Origin of the sequence: Thauera terpenica 58Eu, assembly GCF_000443165.1 — a bacterium.
Classification (GTDB): domain Bacteria; phylum Pseudomonadota; class Gammaproteobacteria; order Burkholderiales; family Rhodocyclaceae; genus Thauera; species Thauera terpenica.
The window spans coordinates 85,178-101,579 of sequence record NZ_ATJV01000125.1 but is presented as its reverse complement, the minus strand read 5'-3'; the positions used below and the strand labels follow the sequence as shown (position 1 = coordinate 101,579).

General features: G+C 62.8%; 18 protein-coding genes and 2 tRNA genes. All 20 read right to left on the bottom strand.

The features are described from left to right. Nucleotides 1–40: 40 nt before the first annotated feature. The 20 genes from M622_RS39035 to rpsA all read right to left on the bottom strand — a co-directional run bounded on the left by M622_RS39035 (nt 41) and on the right by rpsA (nt 16,391). Nucleotides 41–117: transfer RNA gene (locus M622_RS39035), tRNA-Pro, on the bottom strand. An 80-nt stretch (nt 118–197) separates the two neighbouring features. Continuing rightward, entirely contained in the window at nt 198–578 is a 381-nt protein-coding gene (locus M622_RS39030) for a MerR family transcriptional regulator (protein WP_021251182.1), read from the bottom strand. Then, entirely contained in the window at nt 559–867 is a 309-nt protein-coding gene (locus M622_RS39025; RefSeq protein ID WP_021251181.1) for an integration host factor subunit alpha, read from the bottom strand. The genes M622_RS39030 and M622_RS39025 overlap by 20 nt, the downstream gene beginning before the upstream one ends. A 1-nt stretch (nt 868) precedes the next feature. Next, nucleotides 869–3,259 (bottom strand): phenylalanine--tRNA ligase subunit beta, encoded by a 2,391-nt coding sequence (gene pheT, locus M622_RS39020; protein WP_021251180.1) that lies wholly within the window; start codon nt 3,257–3,259, stop codon nt 869–871. 64 nt (nt 3,260–3,323) lie between these two features. Beyond that, nucleotides 3,324–4,355, bottom strand: coding sequence for a phenylalanine--tRNA ligase subunit alpha (gene pheS / locus M622_RS39015; protein ID WP_021251179.1), 1,032 nt, complete (start codon nt 4,353–4,355; stop codon nt 3,324–3,326). Between the two features lie 112 nt (nt 4,356–4,467). Continuing rightward, nucleotides 4,468–4,827 carry a 50S ribosomal protein L20 gene (gene rplT, locus M622_RS0120810; RefSeq protein ID WP_031347651.1) on the bottom strand — a complete coding sequence of 120 codons (360 nt, stop codon included), beginning with the start codon at nt 4,825–4,827 and terminating at the stop codon, nt 4,468–4,470. Between the two features lie 12 nt (nt 4,828–4,839). Further along, nucleotides 4,840–5,037 carry a 50S ribosomal protein L35 gene (gene rpmI, locus M622_RS39010; RefSeq protein ID WP_021251177.1) on the bottom strand — a complete coding sequence of 66 codons (198 nt, stop codon included), beginning with the start codon at nt 5,035–5,037 and terminating at the stop codon, nt 4,840–4,842. Between the two features lie 141 nt (nt 5,038–5,178). Beyond that, complete coding sequence (gene infC / locus M622_RS39005; protein ID WP_084520826.1) at nt 5,179–5,700, bottom strand: translation initiation factor IF-3; 522 nt, start codon at nt 5,698–5,700, stop codon at nt 5,179–5,181. A 27-nt stretch (nt 5,701–5,727) separates the two neighbouring features. Then, a complete protein-coding gene (thrS, locus tag M622_RS39000; RefSeq protein WP_021251175.1) occupies nt 5,728–7,644 on the bottom strand; it encodes a threonine--tRNA ligase in 1,917 nt (638 codons plus the stop codon). 184 nt (nt 7,645–7,828) lie between these two features. After that, nucleotides 7,829–7,905, bottom strand: a tRNA-Val gene (locus tag M622_RS38995). A 68-nt stretch (nt 7,906–7,973) separates the two neighbouring features. Then, nucleotides 7,974–8,216 carry a GlsB/YeaQ/YmgE family stress response membrane protein gene (locus M622_RS38990; protein WP_021251174.1) on the bottom strand — a complete coding sequence of 81 codons (243 nt, stop codon included), beginning with the start codon at nt 8,214–8,216 and terminating at the stop codon, nt 7,974–7,976. Between the two features lie 41 nt (nt 8,217–8,257). After that, on the bottom strand, nt 8,258–9,046 hold the full coding sequence (locus tag M622_RS38985; RefSeq protein WP_021251173.1) for a 3'-5' exonuclease: 789 nt from the start codon (nt 9,044–9,046) through the stop codon (nt 8,258–8,260). After that, the gene (locus M622_RS38980) at nt 9,046–9,474 is read right to left on the bottom strand and encodes a YdbL family probable chaperone protein (protein WP_021251172.1); all 429 of its coding nucleotides are present in this window, start codon (nt 9,472–9,474) and stop codon (nt 9,046–9,048) included. The genes M622_RS38985 and M622_RS38980 overlap by 1 nt, the downstream gene beginning before the upstream one ends. Beyond that, nucleotides 9,471–9,698 carry a hypothetical protein gene (locus M622_RS38975; RefSeq protein ID WP_021251171.1) on the bottom strand — a complete coding sequence of 76 codons (228 nt, stop codon included), beginning with the start codon at nt 9,696–9,698 and terminating at the stop codon, nt 9,471–9,473. Before M622_RS38975 ends, M622_RS38980 begins: the two co-directional genes overlap by 4 nt. 38 nt (nt 9,699–9,736) lie before the next feature. Further along, a complete protein-coding gene (locus M622_RS38970) occupies nt 9,737–11,833 on the bottom strand; it encodes a hypothetical protein (protein ID WP_245543119.1) in 2,097 nt (698 codons plus the stop codon). Next, a complete protein-coding gene (gene cysM, locus M622_RS38965; protein WP_021251169.1) occupies nt 11,796–12,686 on the bottom strand; it encodes a cysteine synthase CysM in 891 nt (296 codons plus the stop codon). Before cysM ends, M622_RS38970 begins: the two co-directional genes overlap by 38 nt. A gap of 108 nt (nt 12,687–12,794) precedes the next feature. Further along, on the bottom strand, nt 12,795–13,970 hold the full coding sequence (lapB, locus tag M622_RS38960) for a lipopolysaccharide assembly protein LapB (protein WP_021251168.1): 1,176 nt from the start codon (nt 13,968–13,970) through the stop codon (nt 12,795–12,797). Nucleotides 13,971–13,985: 15 nt separating this feature from the next. Continuing rightward, on the bottom strand, nt 13,986–14,297 hold the full coding sequence (locus tag M622_RS38955; protein ID WP_021251167.1) for a LapA family protein: 312 nt from the start codon (nt 14,295–14,297) through the stop codon (nt 13,986–13,988). Between the two features lie 94 nt (nt 14,298–14,391). After that, the gene (locus tag M622_RS38950) at nt 14,392–14,676 is read right to left on the bottom strand and encodes an integration host factor subunit beta (protein ID WP_021251166.1); all 285 of its coding nucleotides are present in this window, start codon (nt 14,674–14,676) and stop codon (nt 14,392–14,394) included. Nucleotides 14,677–14,687: 11 nt separating this feature from the next. Further along, the gene (rpsA, locus tag M622_RS38945) at nt 14,688–16,391 is read right to left on the bottom strand and encodes a 30S ribosomal protein S1 (protein ID WP_021251165.1); all 1,704 of its coding nucleotides are present in this window, start codon (nt 16,389–16,391) and stop codon (nt 14,688–14,690) included. Between the last annotated feature and the right edge of the window lie 11 nt (nt 16,392–16,402).

The following is a 16,402-nucleotide window of genomic DNA, read 5'->3' as shown; positions in this document are numbered from 1 at the left end:
CCCGGAAAACAAAAAACCGGCCGAGGCCGGTTTGTTTGATTGGTCGGGGCGGCGGGATTCGAACTCGCGACCCCTTGCACCCCATGCAAGTGCGCTACCAGGCTGCGCTACGCCCCGACACAAGCCGCCATTGTAGCAGCTAATTGAGGATTTACCAGTTTTTAATGCTGATGAGAGAAAACCCGGCACTCACCCCATCATTCACGCAGCAAAGCCAGCAGCGCCCGCAGATCCGCCCGCACCTCGGCCACCACGGCACGGTACTGATCGACCTCGAGCTTGCTCTCCTGCTCCTCAATCGCGCTTTCACCCAGGCGGTTGCGCGCGCCGGAAATGGTGAAGCCCTCCTGATAAAGCAGGCCCCGGATGCGACGGATGAGCAGCACCTCATGGTGCTGATAGTAGCGCCGGTTACCGCGCCGCTTGACCGGCTTGAGCTGAGTGAATTCCTGCTCCCAGTAGCGCAGCACGTGTGGCTTCACGCCACACAACTCGCTGACCTCACCGATCGTGAAGTAACGCTTTGCCGGAATGGCCGGCAGGCGCTCGCTGTCGATTTCAGGGTTGCTTGCTTGCATCGCTGAGTTGCTCCACCGCGGCCTTCAGTTTCTGACTGGCGTGAAAAGTGACCACGCGCCGTGCGGTGATCGGAATTTCCTCGCCTGTCTTGGGGTTGCGTCCGGGGCGCTGCGGCTTGTCGCGCAACTGGAAGTTGCCAAAGCCAGACAGCTTCACGCTGTCGCCGCACTCCAGCGCCGTGCGGATTTCCTCGAAAAAGCCCTCGACCATGTCCTTGGCTTCACGCTTGTTGAGTCCCACCTGCTCGAACAGCAGATCTGCGAGTTCCGCCTTGGTCAGCGTGCCCATGTCAGCCTCCTGATCCGCGCAGACGTGCGCCCAGCGCAGATTCGGCTTGTTGCACCAGAACGGCGACAGCAGCGTCGACCTCGGCATCTTCAAGTGTGCGCTGAGTATCTTGCATCAATATCCTGAGCGCAAGGCTCTTCTTGTCCGGGTCCACACCCTTGCCGTGGTACACATCAAACAGCGCGATCTCCTTCACGAGCGTAGGCGCCACCGCGCGCAAGGCGTCGATGACGCGCGCCGCGCTCACCTCCAGCCCCACCACCAGCGCCAGATCACGCACCACGGCGGGCATGCGCGAGATGTCGCCATGGGCAGGCATGCGCGCACTGAGGACGGCGTCAAGCTCCACTTCGAACACCACTGGCGCCGTACCCAGGTCGTAGCGCTGCACCCACACCGGATGCAGTTCACCAATGACGCCGATGGCGCGACCGTCCAGGCGCACGCTTGCGGCACGCCCGGGATGCAGGGCGGGGTGCGAGAGGCACTCGAACTGCAGCGCACGCGGTGCGAACAAGGCCTCCAGATCGGCCTTGACATCGTAGAAATCGAGCGTACGGCCGCGCTCAGCCCATTGCTCAGGCCGAACCGAGCCGGCACCCAAGCCGGCAACTCGCATCGGCTGATGGAAGCCGGCAACCGGCTCGCCCTCGGCCCTGCGCTCGAACACGCGCGCGATCTCGAACACGCGCACGCGATCGATCTGACGCTTGCGGTTGACGGCCAGGGTCGCGACCAGGCCCGCAATCAGGCTAGAGCGCATCACGCTCAGCTGGCTGGCGATCGGATTGGCGAGCCGGATGGGGTCTGCGTTGGCGCAGAAATCGCGCTCCCAGGCCTCTTCGACAAAGGCGAAGTTGACCACCTCCTGGTAACCCAGCGCAGCCAGCAGATGGCGTACTGCCCACACCGGGCGCGCATGCTCGGTACTCGGCAGCATCATCAGGCTGCCCTGCGGCGCTACCGCCGGGATGTTGTCATAGCCGTGCAGGCGGGCGATCTCCTCGACCAGATCAACCTCGATCTCGATGTCAAAGCGCCACGACGGAGGCGTGACCAGAAAGTCGTCGCCGTCGACTTGCACCTGCAGATGCACGCGCTCGAGCAAGGACCTGATGGCGGCATCGTCCAGGGTGATGCCGAGCACGCGGCGCGCACGTGCAGTGCGCAGCCGCACCGCCTTGCGCTGCGGCAGTTCATCCGCGGCAAGCGCCTCTTCCACCGCGCCCGCCGCGCCGCCGCAGATATCGAGAATGAGCTGGGTGGCGCGCTCGAGCGCACGCGGCGCGAGCTCGAAATCGACCCCACGCTCGAAGCGGTGCGAGGCGTCGGAGCCGAAACCGTAGGTACGCGCGCGCCCTGCGATCGCATCCGGGGCAAAGAAGGCGCTCTCGAGGAAAACTTCGGTGGTCTCCAGCGTGATGCCGCTGTCCTCGCCACCCATGATGCCTGCCAGCGCCAGCGCGCGCGCCTCGTCGGCGATCAGCAGGGTATCTGCGGCCGGGGTCACGGTTTGCTCGTTGAGCAGCAGCACCTGCTCGCCTTCCTGCGGGTAGCGCACGTGGATCGCACCCTGCAGCTTGGTGTTATCGAAGGCGTGCAGGGGCTGCCCGAGCTCGAGCATGACGTAGTTGGTGACATCGACCAGCGCACTGATCGAGCGGATGCCGCTGCGCGCGAGACGCCGCACCATCCAGTCAGGCGTGGGTGCACGCGCATCCACGCCGCGCAAGACGCGGCCGCAGTAGCGCGGGCAGGCCTGCGGTGCATCCAGGACGATGGCGCGACGGGCGTCGATGCGCGCAGCTACCGGCGTCACTTCGGTCGGGCGCAACGCAGCGCCGGTGATCGCCGCCACTTCGCGTGCGACCCCTTCCAGGCTCAGGCAATCGGCACGGTTCGGCGTCAGCTTGACCGTAAACAGGGTGTCATCAAGGCCGAGATAATCGCGAATATCAGCGCCGAGGGGCGCGTCCTCGGGCAAGGCGTACAGACCGCCATGGTCTTCCGACAGCCCGAGTTCGCGCGCCGAGCACAGCATGCCAAAGGACTCGACACCACGCAGCTTGGCGGGCTTGATCGCGAACTCGCCTGGCAACATGGCACCCACCTTCGCGCACGGCACCTTCATGCCGAGTGCCGCATTGGGCGCGCCGCACACGATCTGCAACAGTTCGCCCGTACCGGCGTCCACCTTGCATAGCTTGAGCTTGTCGGCATTGGGGTGCTTGTCGGCGGCGACGATCCGGGCCACGACCACACCGGAAAAGAAGGGCACGGCAGCTGTGGCCTCTTCCACCTCGAGGCCAGCCATCGTCAGCAGATGGCCCAGCGCGTCACTATCGAGCTGCGGATCGACGAAGGTCCGCAGCCACTGTTCGGAGAATTGCATGATTCGATTACCCGGATGAATTCGATGAGGTGGGCGCCACCAGCGTGCGCCCGCCCGGAACGGCTCAGCGGAACTGGCTCAGGAAGCGCAGATCGCCTTCGAAGAACAGCCTCAGGTCGTTGACGCCGTAACGCAGCATCGTCAGGCGGTCAGGCCCCATGCCAAAGGCAAAGCCGGTGTAGCGCTCGGGATCGATGCCCGCGCACTGCAGCACGTTCGGATGCACCATGCCGCAGCCGGCGATCTCCAGCCAGCGCCCCTCGAGCTTGCCGCTCATGAACGCAACGTCGATCTCGGCGCTGGGCTCGGTAAATGGGAAGAATGATGGGCGGAAGCGCACCTGCAGATCGTCAGTTTCGAAGAACTTGCGCAGGAAGTCGGCAATCACACCCTTGAGATCCGCGAAGCTGACATTCTCGCCCACCCACAGGCCCTCGACCTGATGGAACATCGGCGCATGCGTGGCATCGGAGTCGACGCGGAACACGCGGCCGGGCGCGATCAGGCGCAGTTCGGGCAGGCTGTCACAATGCTGGTAGCGCTCGACGTGTGCCTGCATGGCACGAATCTGCACCGGGCTGGTGTGGGTGCGCAGCAGCACATCCTCATGGCCTTCAAGATAAAACGTGTCGTGCATCGAACGCGCGGGGTGATTCTCGGGCGTGTTGAGTGCGGTGAAGTTGTGCCAGTCGGTTTCGATCTCGGGGCCATCGGCCACAATGAAGCCAATCGACGCAAACAACTGTTCGATGCGCTCTAGCGTACGGCTGACCGGATGCAAGCCACCCAGGCTTGCGCCACGTCCGGGCAAGCTGACGTCGAGCGCTTCGGCGGCGAGCTGGGCCTGCAAGGCGGCTTCGCGCAAAGCGCGGCGTCTGCCCTCGAGTTCGGCTTCGATTGCGGTCTTGACGGCGTTGATTGCGGCACCCGCTTCACGGCGCGCGTCAGGGTCGAGCTTGCCCAGCGCCTTGAGGCGCTCGGTGAGCAGGCCACTCTTGCCTACATAGCGCGCCTTGGCATGCTCAAGCTGGGCCCCGTCTGTCGCCGCTGCAAAATCGGCAGCCGCTTGTTGAACCAATTGATCCAGGTGTTCCATGTCCGTGCCCTACCGGTGTCGATTTACTGCGAACGCTCTGAGCTACTGCCGATCGAGCTGAATTCAGATAAAAAAAAGGAGGCCAGGCCTCCTTTTTTCGGGCTGCGTCGAATCACGCCGCGAGCTTGGCCCGGGCTTGCTCGGCGATCGCCGCAAAAGCGGGCTTGTCGAACACGGCCAGGTCGGCCAGAACCTTGCGGTCCACTTCGATCGCGGCCTTGCGCAGGCCGTTCATGAAGGTGCTGTAGGTCAGACCCAGCTCACGCGCGGCGGCGTTGATACGGGCGATCCACAGGGTGCGGAACTGACGCTTGCGCTGACGACGGTCGCGGTAAGCATACTGACCCGCCTTCATCACCGCCTGTTTGGCGATGCGATAGACGTTTTTACGACGGCCGCGATAACCCTTGGCCTGAACGAGAACTTTCTTGTGACGAGCGCGGGCTGTTACACCACGTTTAACGCGAGGCATTGTGGACTCCTATCAAGCGTAAGGAAGCATGGCGCGAATCTGCTTTTCGTCGGCAGGATGAACTTCAATCATGCCGCGCAGCTGACGCTTCGCCTTGGTCGTTTTCTTGGTAAGGATGTGGCGCTTGAACGCCTGGGACCGCTTGATCCCACCACCGGCGCGGAGCTTGAAGCGCTTTTTGGCGCCGCTCTTCGTCTTCATCTTGGGCATTGCTGAGACTCCATGTTTTTGGATGGCACCAGGTAGCGCCGATAAGCCCCGACGCATTTCATTACCCGGCACCACTTGTTTTCCGCCGCACGACTGTTCCCGTCCGCCGGTTTTGCCCTGGCAGGGCAAATTCCTTGAACCTTAGCGGTTCTTTTTCGGCGCGATGACCATGATCATCTGGCGCCCTTCCATCTTCGGCATCTGCTCGACCTGACCAATCTCGTCCAGGTCGGCCTTGACGCGCTCAAGCTGGCGCAGACCGAACTCCTGATGCGCCATCTCGCGGCCACGGAAGCGCAAGGTCACCTTGCACTTGTCGCCTTCGTCCAGGAAGCGCTTCAGATTGCGCAACTTGATCTGGTAGTCATTCTCGTCGGTGCCGGGGCGAAGCTTGACTTCCTTCACCTGCACCTGCTTTTGCTTGCTTCGGGCTTCGTGGGCCTTTTTCTGTTCCTGATACTTGAACTTGCCGAAATCCATCAGTTTGCAAACCGGTGGCGCGGCCATCGGTGCGATTTCGACCAGATCCAGCCCGCCTTCTTCGGCCAAATTCAGGGCTGCGTTCAGGGACACGATTCCTAGCTGTTCGCCTTCTTCGCCAACTAGCCGGACTTCGGGCGCGTTGATCTCCCTATTTACGCGCTGCTTCTTATCTTGAGCGATGGTTCAACTCTCCACGAAAACCAAAAATCAGATCGCCCTGGCCTTCGCTTCAACTTCGCGATTCCAGCGTTCGACCAGCGAATCGAGGGACATTTGGCCAAGATCCTGACCCCCTCGTACACGTACGGCCACAAGGCCTGCTGCTTTTTCCTTGTCGCCGATGACGATCTGGTAGGGCAGCTTCTGCACGCTATGTTCGCGAATTTTATAGTTTATCTTCTCATTGCGCAAATCAGCCTCGACACGGAAGCCCGCCTTCTTCAGGCGCGCCAGCACCTCGACTGCGTAGTCCGACTGCCCTTCGGAGATGTTCATCACCACCGCCTGCACCGGCGCCAGCCACAAGGGCATGGCACCCGCGTGGTTCTCGATGAGGATGCCGATGAAGCGCTCCAGCGAGCCCAGCACCGCGCGGTGCAGCATCACCGGAACCTTTTTCGAGTTATCTTCATCGACGTACTCGGCGCCGAGACGCACCGGCAGATTGAAGTCGAGCTGGAGCGTACCGCACTGCCACACGCGCCCCAGGCTGTCCTTCAGCGAAAACTCGATCTTCGGTCCGTAGAAAGCACCCTCGCCGGGCTGCACTTCGTACTCCAGCCCCTGCGCATCGAGCGCAGCGGCCAGCGCGGCTTCGGCAGCACTCCACTGCTCGTCGGTGCCCACGCGCTTTTCGGGGCGCGTGGACAGCTTCACCAGCACGTCGGTGAAGCCAAAGTCGGCATAAACCTGCTGCAACAGGCGGATGAAGGCGGCGGACTCGGCCTGGACCTGATTCTCCGCACAGAAGATGTGTGCATCGTCCTGCACGAAATTGCGCACGCGCATGATGCCGTGCAGTGAACCCGACGGCTCGTTGCGATGACAGGAGCCGAACTCCGCCATGCGCAAGGGCAGATCACGGTAGCTCTTGAGGCCCTGATTGAAGATCTGGATGTGGCACGGGCAGTTCATCGGCTTCACCGCGTAGTCGCGCTTCTCGGACTGGGTGGTGAACATGAGGTCGGCGTACATGCCCCAATGGCCCGATTTTTCCCACAGCGAGCGATCGACGATCTGTGGTGTCTTCACCTCTTCGTAGCCGTGCTCGTCCAGCGTCTTGCGCATGTATTGCTCGATCTGCTGCCACAGCGTCCAGCCCTTGGCGTGCCAGAACACCATGCCCGGGGCCTCATCCTGGAGGTGAAAGAGATCGAGCTGGCGCCCGAGCTTGCGGTGGTCGCGCTTCTCCGCCTCCTCGATCATGTGCAGATAGGCGTCGAGTTCGTCCTTCCTGGCCCAGGCCGTGCCATAGATGCGCTGCAGCATCTCGTTCTTGGAATCACCGCGCCAATAGGCCCCCGCCAGCTTGGTGAGCTTGAACACCTTGAGCTTGCCGGTCGAGGGCACGTGCGGGCCACGACACAGATCGATGAAGTCACCCTGACGGTAGAGCGACACATCCTCGGCCGACGGAATCGAGGCGATGATCTCCGCCTTGTAGTGCTCACCGATGCCCTTGAAGAATTCGACCGCCTGGTCACGCGCCCAGACCTCGCGGCTGACCGGGATCTCGCGCCTGGCGATCTCGTTCATGCGCGCCTCGATCGCCGCAATGTCCTCGGGCGTGAACGGCCGCGTGTACGAAAAGTCGTAGTAGAAGCCATTGTCGATGACCGGGCCTATCGTCACCTGCGCCTCCGGGAACAGCTCCTTCACCGCGTGTGCCAGCAGGTGAGCGGTCGAATGGCGGATGATCTCCAGCCCATCGTCACCCTTGTCGGTGACGATCGCCAGCGCCGCATCGGTCTCGATGCGATGGGACAGATCGACCATCTTGCCGTCGACACGACCCGCGAGCGCTGCCTTGGCAAGCCCGGCGCCGATCGAGGCTGCGACCTCGGCCACCGTCACCGCCTGCTCGAAGCTGCGTACCGAACCATCGGGAAGGGTGATATTGGGCATGAAGGTGGCCTCTGAAGGATTCAGTCCCGATCTTTACAGCGGGACAGATAGGTGAGTCAAAAATCGTGAACGAAAAAAAAGCGCGGTCTAGGCGCGCTTTTTCCTCTAGCAGACAAGCGGAGCCGACCTGTTCAGTTTCCGGCCTGAGTGGTAGTTCGGAACATGATGATCAACTCCAAAATCCTGGTAGGCGCGATTGGATTCGAACCAACGACCCCCACCATGTCAAGGTGGTGCTCTAACCAACTGAGCTACGCGCCTGCTGAAGTCACGCATTATAGGCACTCAAAAAACCTTGTCAAAGTTTTTTTGCAGTGCACACACAAAAACTATTTTCGCAGTCGGCCGACGACAAAAAGGATGAGCACGGCACCGACAACCGCACCGACGAAGCCGGCGACTTCACCCGCTTGATAGATGCCAAGAAACTGCCCGCCGTAGCTTGCCAGTACCGACCCTGCGATGCCGAGCAAGGCGGTCATGATGAGACCAAGCTCGTCCTTGCCCGAATGCAGCAGACGCGCGACGAGACCAACGATGAGGCCGATGAAGATGGTGGCGATGATGCCCATGAGCGCCTCTCCTGTTGTAGTTTGCGGTTTGCTGCTCTGGTCTAGGCTTGGGGCCAGGCCGCAAGGAACTGTTGCCAATGCGGAGCATCGAGCCGGGCAAGCGCATCCCTCACCACCTCCACCTCAGCGGCCCAGGCCTGGGCATCGAGATGTCCGCGCATGCGCTCGAAGCGAAGGTACACGAGGTAGGTGTTGACGACGTCGGTCTCGCAGTAATCGCGAATCTCAGCGATGCGCCCCTCCTGCCAGGCCTGCCATACGGCCGAGCCGTCCATGCCGAGCTTGCCCGGGTAGCCCATGAGCTTGGCGAGCTCATCAAGCGGCGCGTTGGCGCGCGGCTGATACATCGCGAGCAGGTCCATCAGATCAAGATGACGGTTGTGATAGCGACTGATGTAGTTGTTCCATTTGAAATCGCGCGAATCCTGATAATCGCCCTCGCCCTGGTCCCAGTAGCGCGGCGCCGACACCCCATGCAACATGCCACGATAGTGCAGCACCGGCAGATCGAACCCCCCACCATTCCAGGAAATGATCTGTGGCGTGTAGCGCTCAACACCATCGAAGAAGCGCTGGATGATCTGAGCTTCGTCAACATCCGGCTCAGCCAGGGAAAACACGCGGAAATGCTGGGCGTCACGCAGCACACAGGAAATCGTCACCACGCGCTGCAGATGGTGCGGCAAAAAGTCCGTGCCATGACTCGCCCGTCGCTGCTGAAACGCCCACTCCGCGGCCTCGGTGTCGGACAGTGCTGCGGGCAAATCGTACAGCTTGCGAATGCCGGCCACATCCGGAACGGTTTCGATGTCGAAGACGAGTACGGGCATCACTTCTTCACCCAGGCGCCACCACGCTGCACCCACCAGCCCGCCTGCGCGCGGTCGATCCAGCGCTGGGCAAAGGTGTTGCGGATATCGACTTCCCACTCCGGATGCTGGTTGGCGCGCGCAATCTCCCGATACAGCGCGCTGCGATCGGCGTTCTCCGCGGCCACCAGCGCACTCGCGCCGCCGCGTTGTGCCAAGGGCAGCAGCGAGGCATCGCGCAGGGCGATGCTGCCATCGGTGGCAAATCCGATTGCACCCGATGCATACAAGGGGGCGAGCTGTGCATGGCGTTTTTGCATCGACGCCTTGAGGGCGGAAATGGCCGGACTATCGACCTCGAGATTGCCTTGCGCGTGCACGGCAAACGCCAGCATGCAGCCCAGCGCCATCGCGGCCAGCCAGCGGGTGAGCTTCGTGAGTGCCTTCATTGCTCGGCTCCTTTCTCGCTTGGGCTGTGGGGCGCGTCCGGGACTGAGTTCGATCGCGGTGCAGGACTGCCCGCATCCCGCAGTTGCCAGACCTCATCAATGATGCGGTCCGCGGCCTTCTCCGCCGCCGCCGCCGGAAAATAGATGTTTATCGTGACGCAAGCCGATGCCGTGGCAGCGACGCCGCACACAAGGACCAGCGTGCGCAAGGGGGAAAATGACATGGGTGCCTCAGGCAGGCCCGACGTACGCAGGCCGGGCATCAGTGCAACTCGGGCGTGACGTTGTCGTCGATCACGCGCTGGATTCGGCCGACGAGTTCGTCCCAATCGACGCGGCGATTGTAGCCGATGACATCCAGCGCCGGAATGCCGCCTCCACGAACGATCTGAAAGCTGCCATCGGCACGTTCGCTGCCGTCGATGCCGCGCATCAGGCATACGCCGCCCGCAAGCACGCACTGAAAACCCAGCTCGCGGTAACCGAAGGTGTCGAACAGCCCGAGCAGACCTCGTTGCAGGACAGCCATCGCCCCCGCCCCGCCCAGCGCGCTGATGTTCTGCACCGCGCGCTGACTGATGCGGCGACGATAATCGCCCGCGCTGCTGACGAGCCTGGCGTCAAAGCTCGTGGGGCGCCAGCGCACCAGCTCCAGGCCACGCACATCCGCGTCCACAAAACCGGTGATGCTGCCGAAGCTGAAGGTCTCGGTGAGTTGCGCGAGGTCCAGGTGACGCGCCTCGAGGTCGGCGCGCACATGCGAGGCCACGCCGAAGGGCTCACGCACGTGCAGCTGAGTTGCCTGCACATAGCCATCGAACACCGACATCACCAGGGCGCCGTCAAAAGTGATCTCCGCCGGGCTCACGCGCACACCCGGCAGGGACGCCGACAACAGCCCCGCCATCGACGGCAAGCCGAGGGCCTGGGTCAACAGCCGCATCGACACCGGCTCCACCGCCACGCTGGCGCGCCCCAGCCAGCCCTCGGATTCGCGTCCGAGTTCGACCTCGTCCAGCACCAGCATGCCATCGAGCAAGGGGATGCGCATGGTCTCGAAGCTGGCCTGCTGTCCCTGGAGCATTGCGTTCACATCGAAAGCACCCAGCGCGAGCGCCTCCCAGTACCCGCCTTGCACCTGCAACCGGGCGCGCGAGCTCGACCCGGCCAACCACGGCAGATGCCCCGTCAGCGGCCCGAAGCCGAACCCACGCCCGCCGTCAGCGGCGGCAAGGCTGAGCTCGGCCGCATCAAACACCACATTGAAGGCCTGCACCCGCCCGTCCTCAATTTCCAGGCCAGCGCCGATCTGTCCGCCAAAGTGCAGGCGCTCAACCAGCGCCGGCGCCAGCAAGGGGGTAATCCAGCGCGGACCGAGAATGGCGAGATCGCCGCCGCTGAGCGAGAGCGCCAGATCGTCAAGGCTCAGGTCCGCGCGCCCGATACGCGCCGTGAAGGCGAGCTGTGCCACCCCCTCAAGCGCGAGCGTGGCCTTGTGAATCTCGATCTGCTCGGCGTGAAAAACCCCTGCCGCATCGAGCACCGGCCCCGCCTGAAGGTAGAGCGGATGCAGGTAGGCCTCACCCTGCTCCCACGCCACTTGCGCCTGCCAGCCCCACCCCGCGGGCGTGGGGTGGGCCGCAAGCTCGACGGCCAGGCCCAAGCCTTCCCCGGCACGCAGGCCATCATCCGTGCCGAATGCGAGCTCGCTGAAGCGGGCTGTTAAGGTCAGGCTGTCGCGCGCGCGACCGGCGCCCTCCGGTTCCCACACCAGCCGCGCATTTACCTGACCCCGGGTCAGGTATCGCAGCAACTCGCCCGCACCGGGGGGAGACAGAAGCGAGGCCAGCACGCTCAGGTCCTCAAGCCCCAATCGCGCCAGCACGGCTTCAAAACGCCCCTCATCATCAAGGCTCAGGCGCACTTGCGCGCCCGAGGACAGACGTAGCTCGACGGCCACGCGCGAAGCCGCGGGATCAGCATGAAAATCAAGCACCAAGGGCAGCCGGCGCCCATGTACACCGAGTTGAGCACCGCTGCAGTGCACGCCTTGCGCACTCAGACTGGCCTGCGGGCAGGAGAGATGGAGTTCGCGCCAGCTTCGATCACCGAGGCGCAAGCGCGCAATGTGCACCTCAAGCGTCGAACGCGCAGCCGAAAACTCGAGCTGAATGTCATTCGCGGACAGCGCCGGATGGCTGATGTCGCCGATCGCCAGGCGCAGGCCTTCGACCGCATGCGCGCGTGGTGCAAACAGCGCGATCAGCGCCAGCAAGGCGAACGCGAGCGCCCTGCCCAGGGTCTCGCGCCGCCAGAAGGACTCAGGCTGGGAACACACCCGTCGACAGGTAACGGTCACCTCGATCACACACGATGGACACAATGACCGCATCTTCGAGCTCTGCCGCCAGACGCAGCGCAACATGCATTGAGCCGCCCGATGAAATGCCGGCAAAAATGCCCTCCTCGCGTGCCAGTCGTCTTGTCATCTCCTCGGCCTCCGCCTGGCTCACCGGCTCCACCCGATCGACGCGCTCACGCTCGAAGATCTTCGGCAGATAGGCTTGCGGCCACTTGCGGATCCCCGGAATCTGCGCCCCTGGTGCCGGCTCGCAGCCGATGATCTGGATCGTCGGCGATTTTTCCTTGAGAAAGCGGGAAGTCCCCATGATGGTGCCGGTGGTGCCCATCGAGCTCACGAAGTGGGTCACACGCCCTTCAGTCTGCTCCCAGATCTCCGGGCCCGTGCCCTCATAGTGGGCGAGCGGATTATCGGCATTGGCGAACTGGTCAAGAATGATGCCCTTGCCCTCGCTGCACATGCGCTGGGCGATGTCGCGCGCCATCTCCATGCCACCCGAAGTCGGGATCAGGACCAACTCTGCGCCGAACGCGCGCATCGTCTGCCTGCGCTCCACGGTCTGGTTCTCCGGCATCACCAGGATCATGCGATAACCACGCATCGCGGCCGCCATTGCGAGCGCGATGCCGGTGTTGCCGCTGGTGGCCTCGATCAGGGTGTCACCCGGCTTGATCTGCCCCCGCGCCTCGGCCTGCATCACCATCGCCAACGCGGGCCTGTCCTTGACCGAACCCGCCGGATTGTTGCCTTCGAGTTTGGCGAGAATGATGTTGTTACGGCCCGCGTTGATGCGCTTCAGGCGCACAAGCGGGGTGTGACCGACATAGTCTTCCAGCGTCTTGAATTGCATGAAAAGGCTCGCGCAACAAAGTGAGTGAATCAAAAGGGAGGTGGGAAATGCAAGGGCTGAGCTGCAGCCATTGAGACCGATTCAGCCGATCTGGCGTCAGCGCGCGCATCAGGGGGTGAGGTCGAACTCTTCCGTGCGTCGCGGCGGATAGGTCTCCCAGCCACCACAGGCCGGGCAGCGCCAGTGAAACTGGCGCGCCTTGAAGCCGCAGGTGTTGCAGCGGTAGCGCGCGACCTTGCGCGTATGCCCATGAATGAGCTGCTTGACCAGTTCGATGTCGCTGCGCTGCTCGCTGGGCACCGTCAGCACGGCGGCCTCCAGCAGCTTGTCCAGACCGAGCAGGGTCGGGTTGCGCCTCAGTTCCTCGCGCACGAGCTCGTAGGCTGCCTTCGGCCCCTGCTGATCCATTTCCCAGCGAAAGAGCTCGTCAAGGAGGTCGATCGAGGCATGGCTGTCGAGCCACGCCCTCAGCAGCTGCTGCCCTTCATCGAGACGCCCCAGCCGGGCGCAGGCTTCCATGATGCGCTCGGCGGCGAGCGCGAGGTAGACCGGATCCTGGTTTTCGATGCGCTTCCAGGCCGCCAGGGCGTCCTGGTCCCTTCCCTGCGCCACACAGATGTCGCCCCTGATCAGGCTGGCGCGCACGCAGCGCGGATTGACCGCGAGCGCCGCAGCGACGTGAGCTTCGGCCTCGCCCAGGGCAGAACTGGCGAGCGCACCCGCGGCAAGCTCGCAGTGAAAGTTCGCCACCTCGGTTCGCCACATCAGGCTCTCATGGTCAGGCAGGGCGCCCGCGGCTTCGATCGCCTTCGCCCAGTCCTTCTCCTGCTGATAGATCTCGAGCAGATAACGCAGTGCCAACGCGTCAGCACGCGAACCACGCAGACGGACGAACACCGCTTCGGCGCGATCGAGCAAGCCCGCTTTCAGAAAATCCTGACCCAGCTCGCCGAGCGCCTGCAGACGCTGCTCCGCGGTGATGTCTTCACGATCAACCAGCAACTGGTGAATACGGATGGCGCGCTCGGTTTCACCACGGCGGCGAAACAGGCTGCCGAGGGCAAAGTGCAGCTCGATCGTTTGCGGATCGATGCGGACCGCCTCGACGAAGGAATCAATCGCCTTGTCGGGCTGCTCATTGAGCAGGAAGTTGAGACCGGAGAGGTAGGAGCGCGGCAGGGCGCGTGACTCCTGCACCACCTGGCGAATGTCGATGCGTGCGGCAAGCCAGCCCAGCGCGAAGAACAGCGGAAGGGCGAGCAGCCACCAGAACTCAATTTCCATTGAAGGCCGTGGCGCTCAGGGATGAGCAGAGATCTGGATGTCGGCCGCGGCGACGGCAGGCGCAGGGCCGGGTTTCTCACGTTCGGCGCGCTCGAGTTGGCGCCGCAGCTGGGAAATCTCGCGGCGCTGGCGCAGCAGTGAGGCGAAGGTGGCCGTGACGCCGAGCAGCGCCCCCGCAGCAAAGCTGATGAGGATGACGAACACCAGGGGTAGCTGCCATTGCCCGCCAAAGTAAAAATTCAGGGTCGCGAGATGATCGTTCTTGATCGCGAACCCGAACAGCAGGATGAACAGCAGGAGTCGGATGAACCACATGATTGCGCGCATAACCGCATTATCACCGAGCTCACGACAAAAAAGAAAGGCGGCCGAGGCCGCCTTGTGGAATTACCAGTCCAGCATGTAACCAATCGCCGCGCGGTCAGCCGCCAAGATCCACCCGTTCACGCAATTCCTTGCCGGCCTTGAAGTGCGGCACGTACTTCTCCGGCACATGCACCTTCTCGCCCGACTTGGGGTTACGCCCGACACGCGGCGGACGGTAGTTCAGCGCAAAGCTGCCAAACCCGCGGATCTCGATGCGATCCCCGCGCGCAAGCGCGTCGGTCATCGCATCGAGGATCATCTTGACCGCGTAATCGGCATCCTTCGCGACCAGCTGCGGAAAACGCTCCGCAAGCTGGGCGATCAGTTCCGACTTGGTCATGGTCGGCTTGATTACTGCTTCTGCTCGTTCAGCTTGGCCTTCAGCAGCGCACCGAGGTTGGTCGTGCCCGAAGCAGCGGAGCTATCGGAGGCAAGCTTGCTCATGACCTCGGTCTGATCGGCCTGATCTTTCTGGCGAATCGACAGATTGATCGAGCGCGTCTTGCGATCGACGTTGATCACCATGGCCTCGACGGTGTCACCTTCCTTGAGCATCGTGGTCAGGTCATCGACGCGATGAGCGGCCGCTTCGGACGCACGCAGGTAGGCTTCGACGTCGTCACCCAGCGCGATCACGGCGCCACGCGCATCAACCGACTTCACCGTACCGCGCACGAGGGTGTTCTTCTCGTGGGTGGCGATGAAGTTGGTGTAGGGATCGCCTTCGAGTTGCTTGATGCCAAGCGAGATACGCTCGCGCTCGACGTCGATGGCGAGCACCACGGCCTCGACTTCGTCGCCCTTCTTGAAGCGGCGCACGGCGTCGTCGCCCTGCTCGCTCCACGACAGATCGGACAGGTGCACCAGACCATCGATGCCGCCTTCCAGACCGATGAACACACCGAAGTCGGTGATCGACTTGATCTGGCCACGGACCTTGTCGCCCTTCTTCTGGTTGATGGCGAAGTCGTCCCACGGATTGGACAGGCACTGCTTCATGCCCAGCGAGATGCGGCGACGGTCTTCGTCGATCTCGAGGATCATCACCTCGACTTCATCGCCCAGCTGGACAACCTTGGTCGGGTGGATGTTCTTGTTGGTCCAGTCCATCTCGGACACGTGCACCAGGCCTTCGATGCCCTGCTCGACTTCGACAAAGGCGCCGTAGTCGGTGATGTTGGTGACCTTGCCGAACAGGCGCGTGCCCTGCGGGTAACGGCGCGAGATGCCCACCCACGGGTCTTCGCCGAGCTGCTTGAGGCCCAGCGAGACGCGGTTCTTTTCCTGGTCGAACTTGAGCACCTTGGCTTCGATCTCGTCACCGACGTTGAGCACTTCGCTCGGGTGACGGACGCGGCGCCAGGCCAGGTCAGTGATGTGCAGCAGGCCATCGATGCCACCGAGGTCGACGAACGCACCGTAGTCGGTGATGTTCTTGACGATACCCTTGATGACGGTGCCTTCCTTCAGGTTGGCGAGCAGCTTCTCGCGCTCTTCACCCATCGACTCTTCCAGCACCGCGCGGCGCGACACCACGACGTTGTTGCGCTTGCGGTCGAGCTTGATGACCTTGAACTCGTATTCCTTGCCTTCATACGGCGTGGTGTCCTTGACCGGACGCATGTCGACCAGCGAACCCGGCAGGAAGGCGCGGATGCTGTTGGTCATGACGGTCAGGCCACCCTTGACGCGGCCGGTGATGACCCCGTTGACCAGCAAGCCTTCGTTGAGGGCCTTCTCGAGATCGTTCCAGGCGGCGATGCGCTTGGCCTTCTCGCGCGACAGACGGGTTTCGCCGAAACCGTCTTCCAGTGCATCGATTGCGACGTGAACGAAGTCACCGACGCTGACTTCGAGTTCACCGCGATCATTGTGGAACTCATCGACGGGAACGTAGCTCTCGGACTTCAGGCCGGCGTTGACGACAACGAAGTTCTGATCGATGCGCACGACTTCAGCGGTGATGACTTCACCGGTGCGCATTTCCTGCAGGGCAAGGCTTTCCTCGAAAAGAGCGGCAAAGCTTTCTTCAAAGGCGGGGGTGGCGTTAGACATAGAGGGAAAAA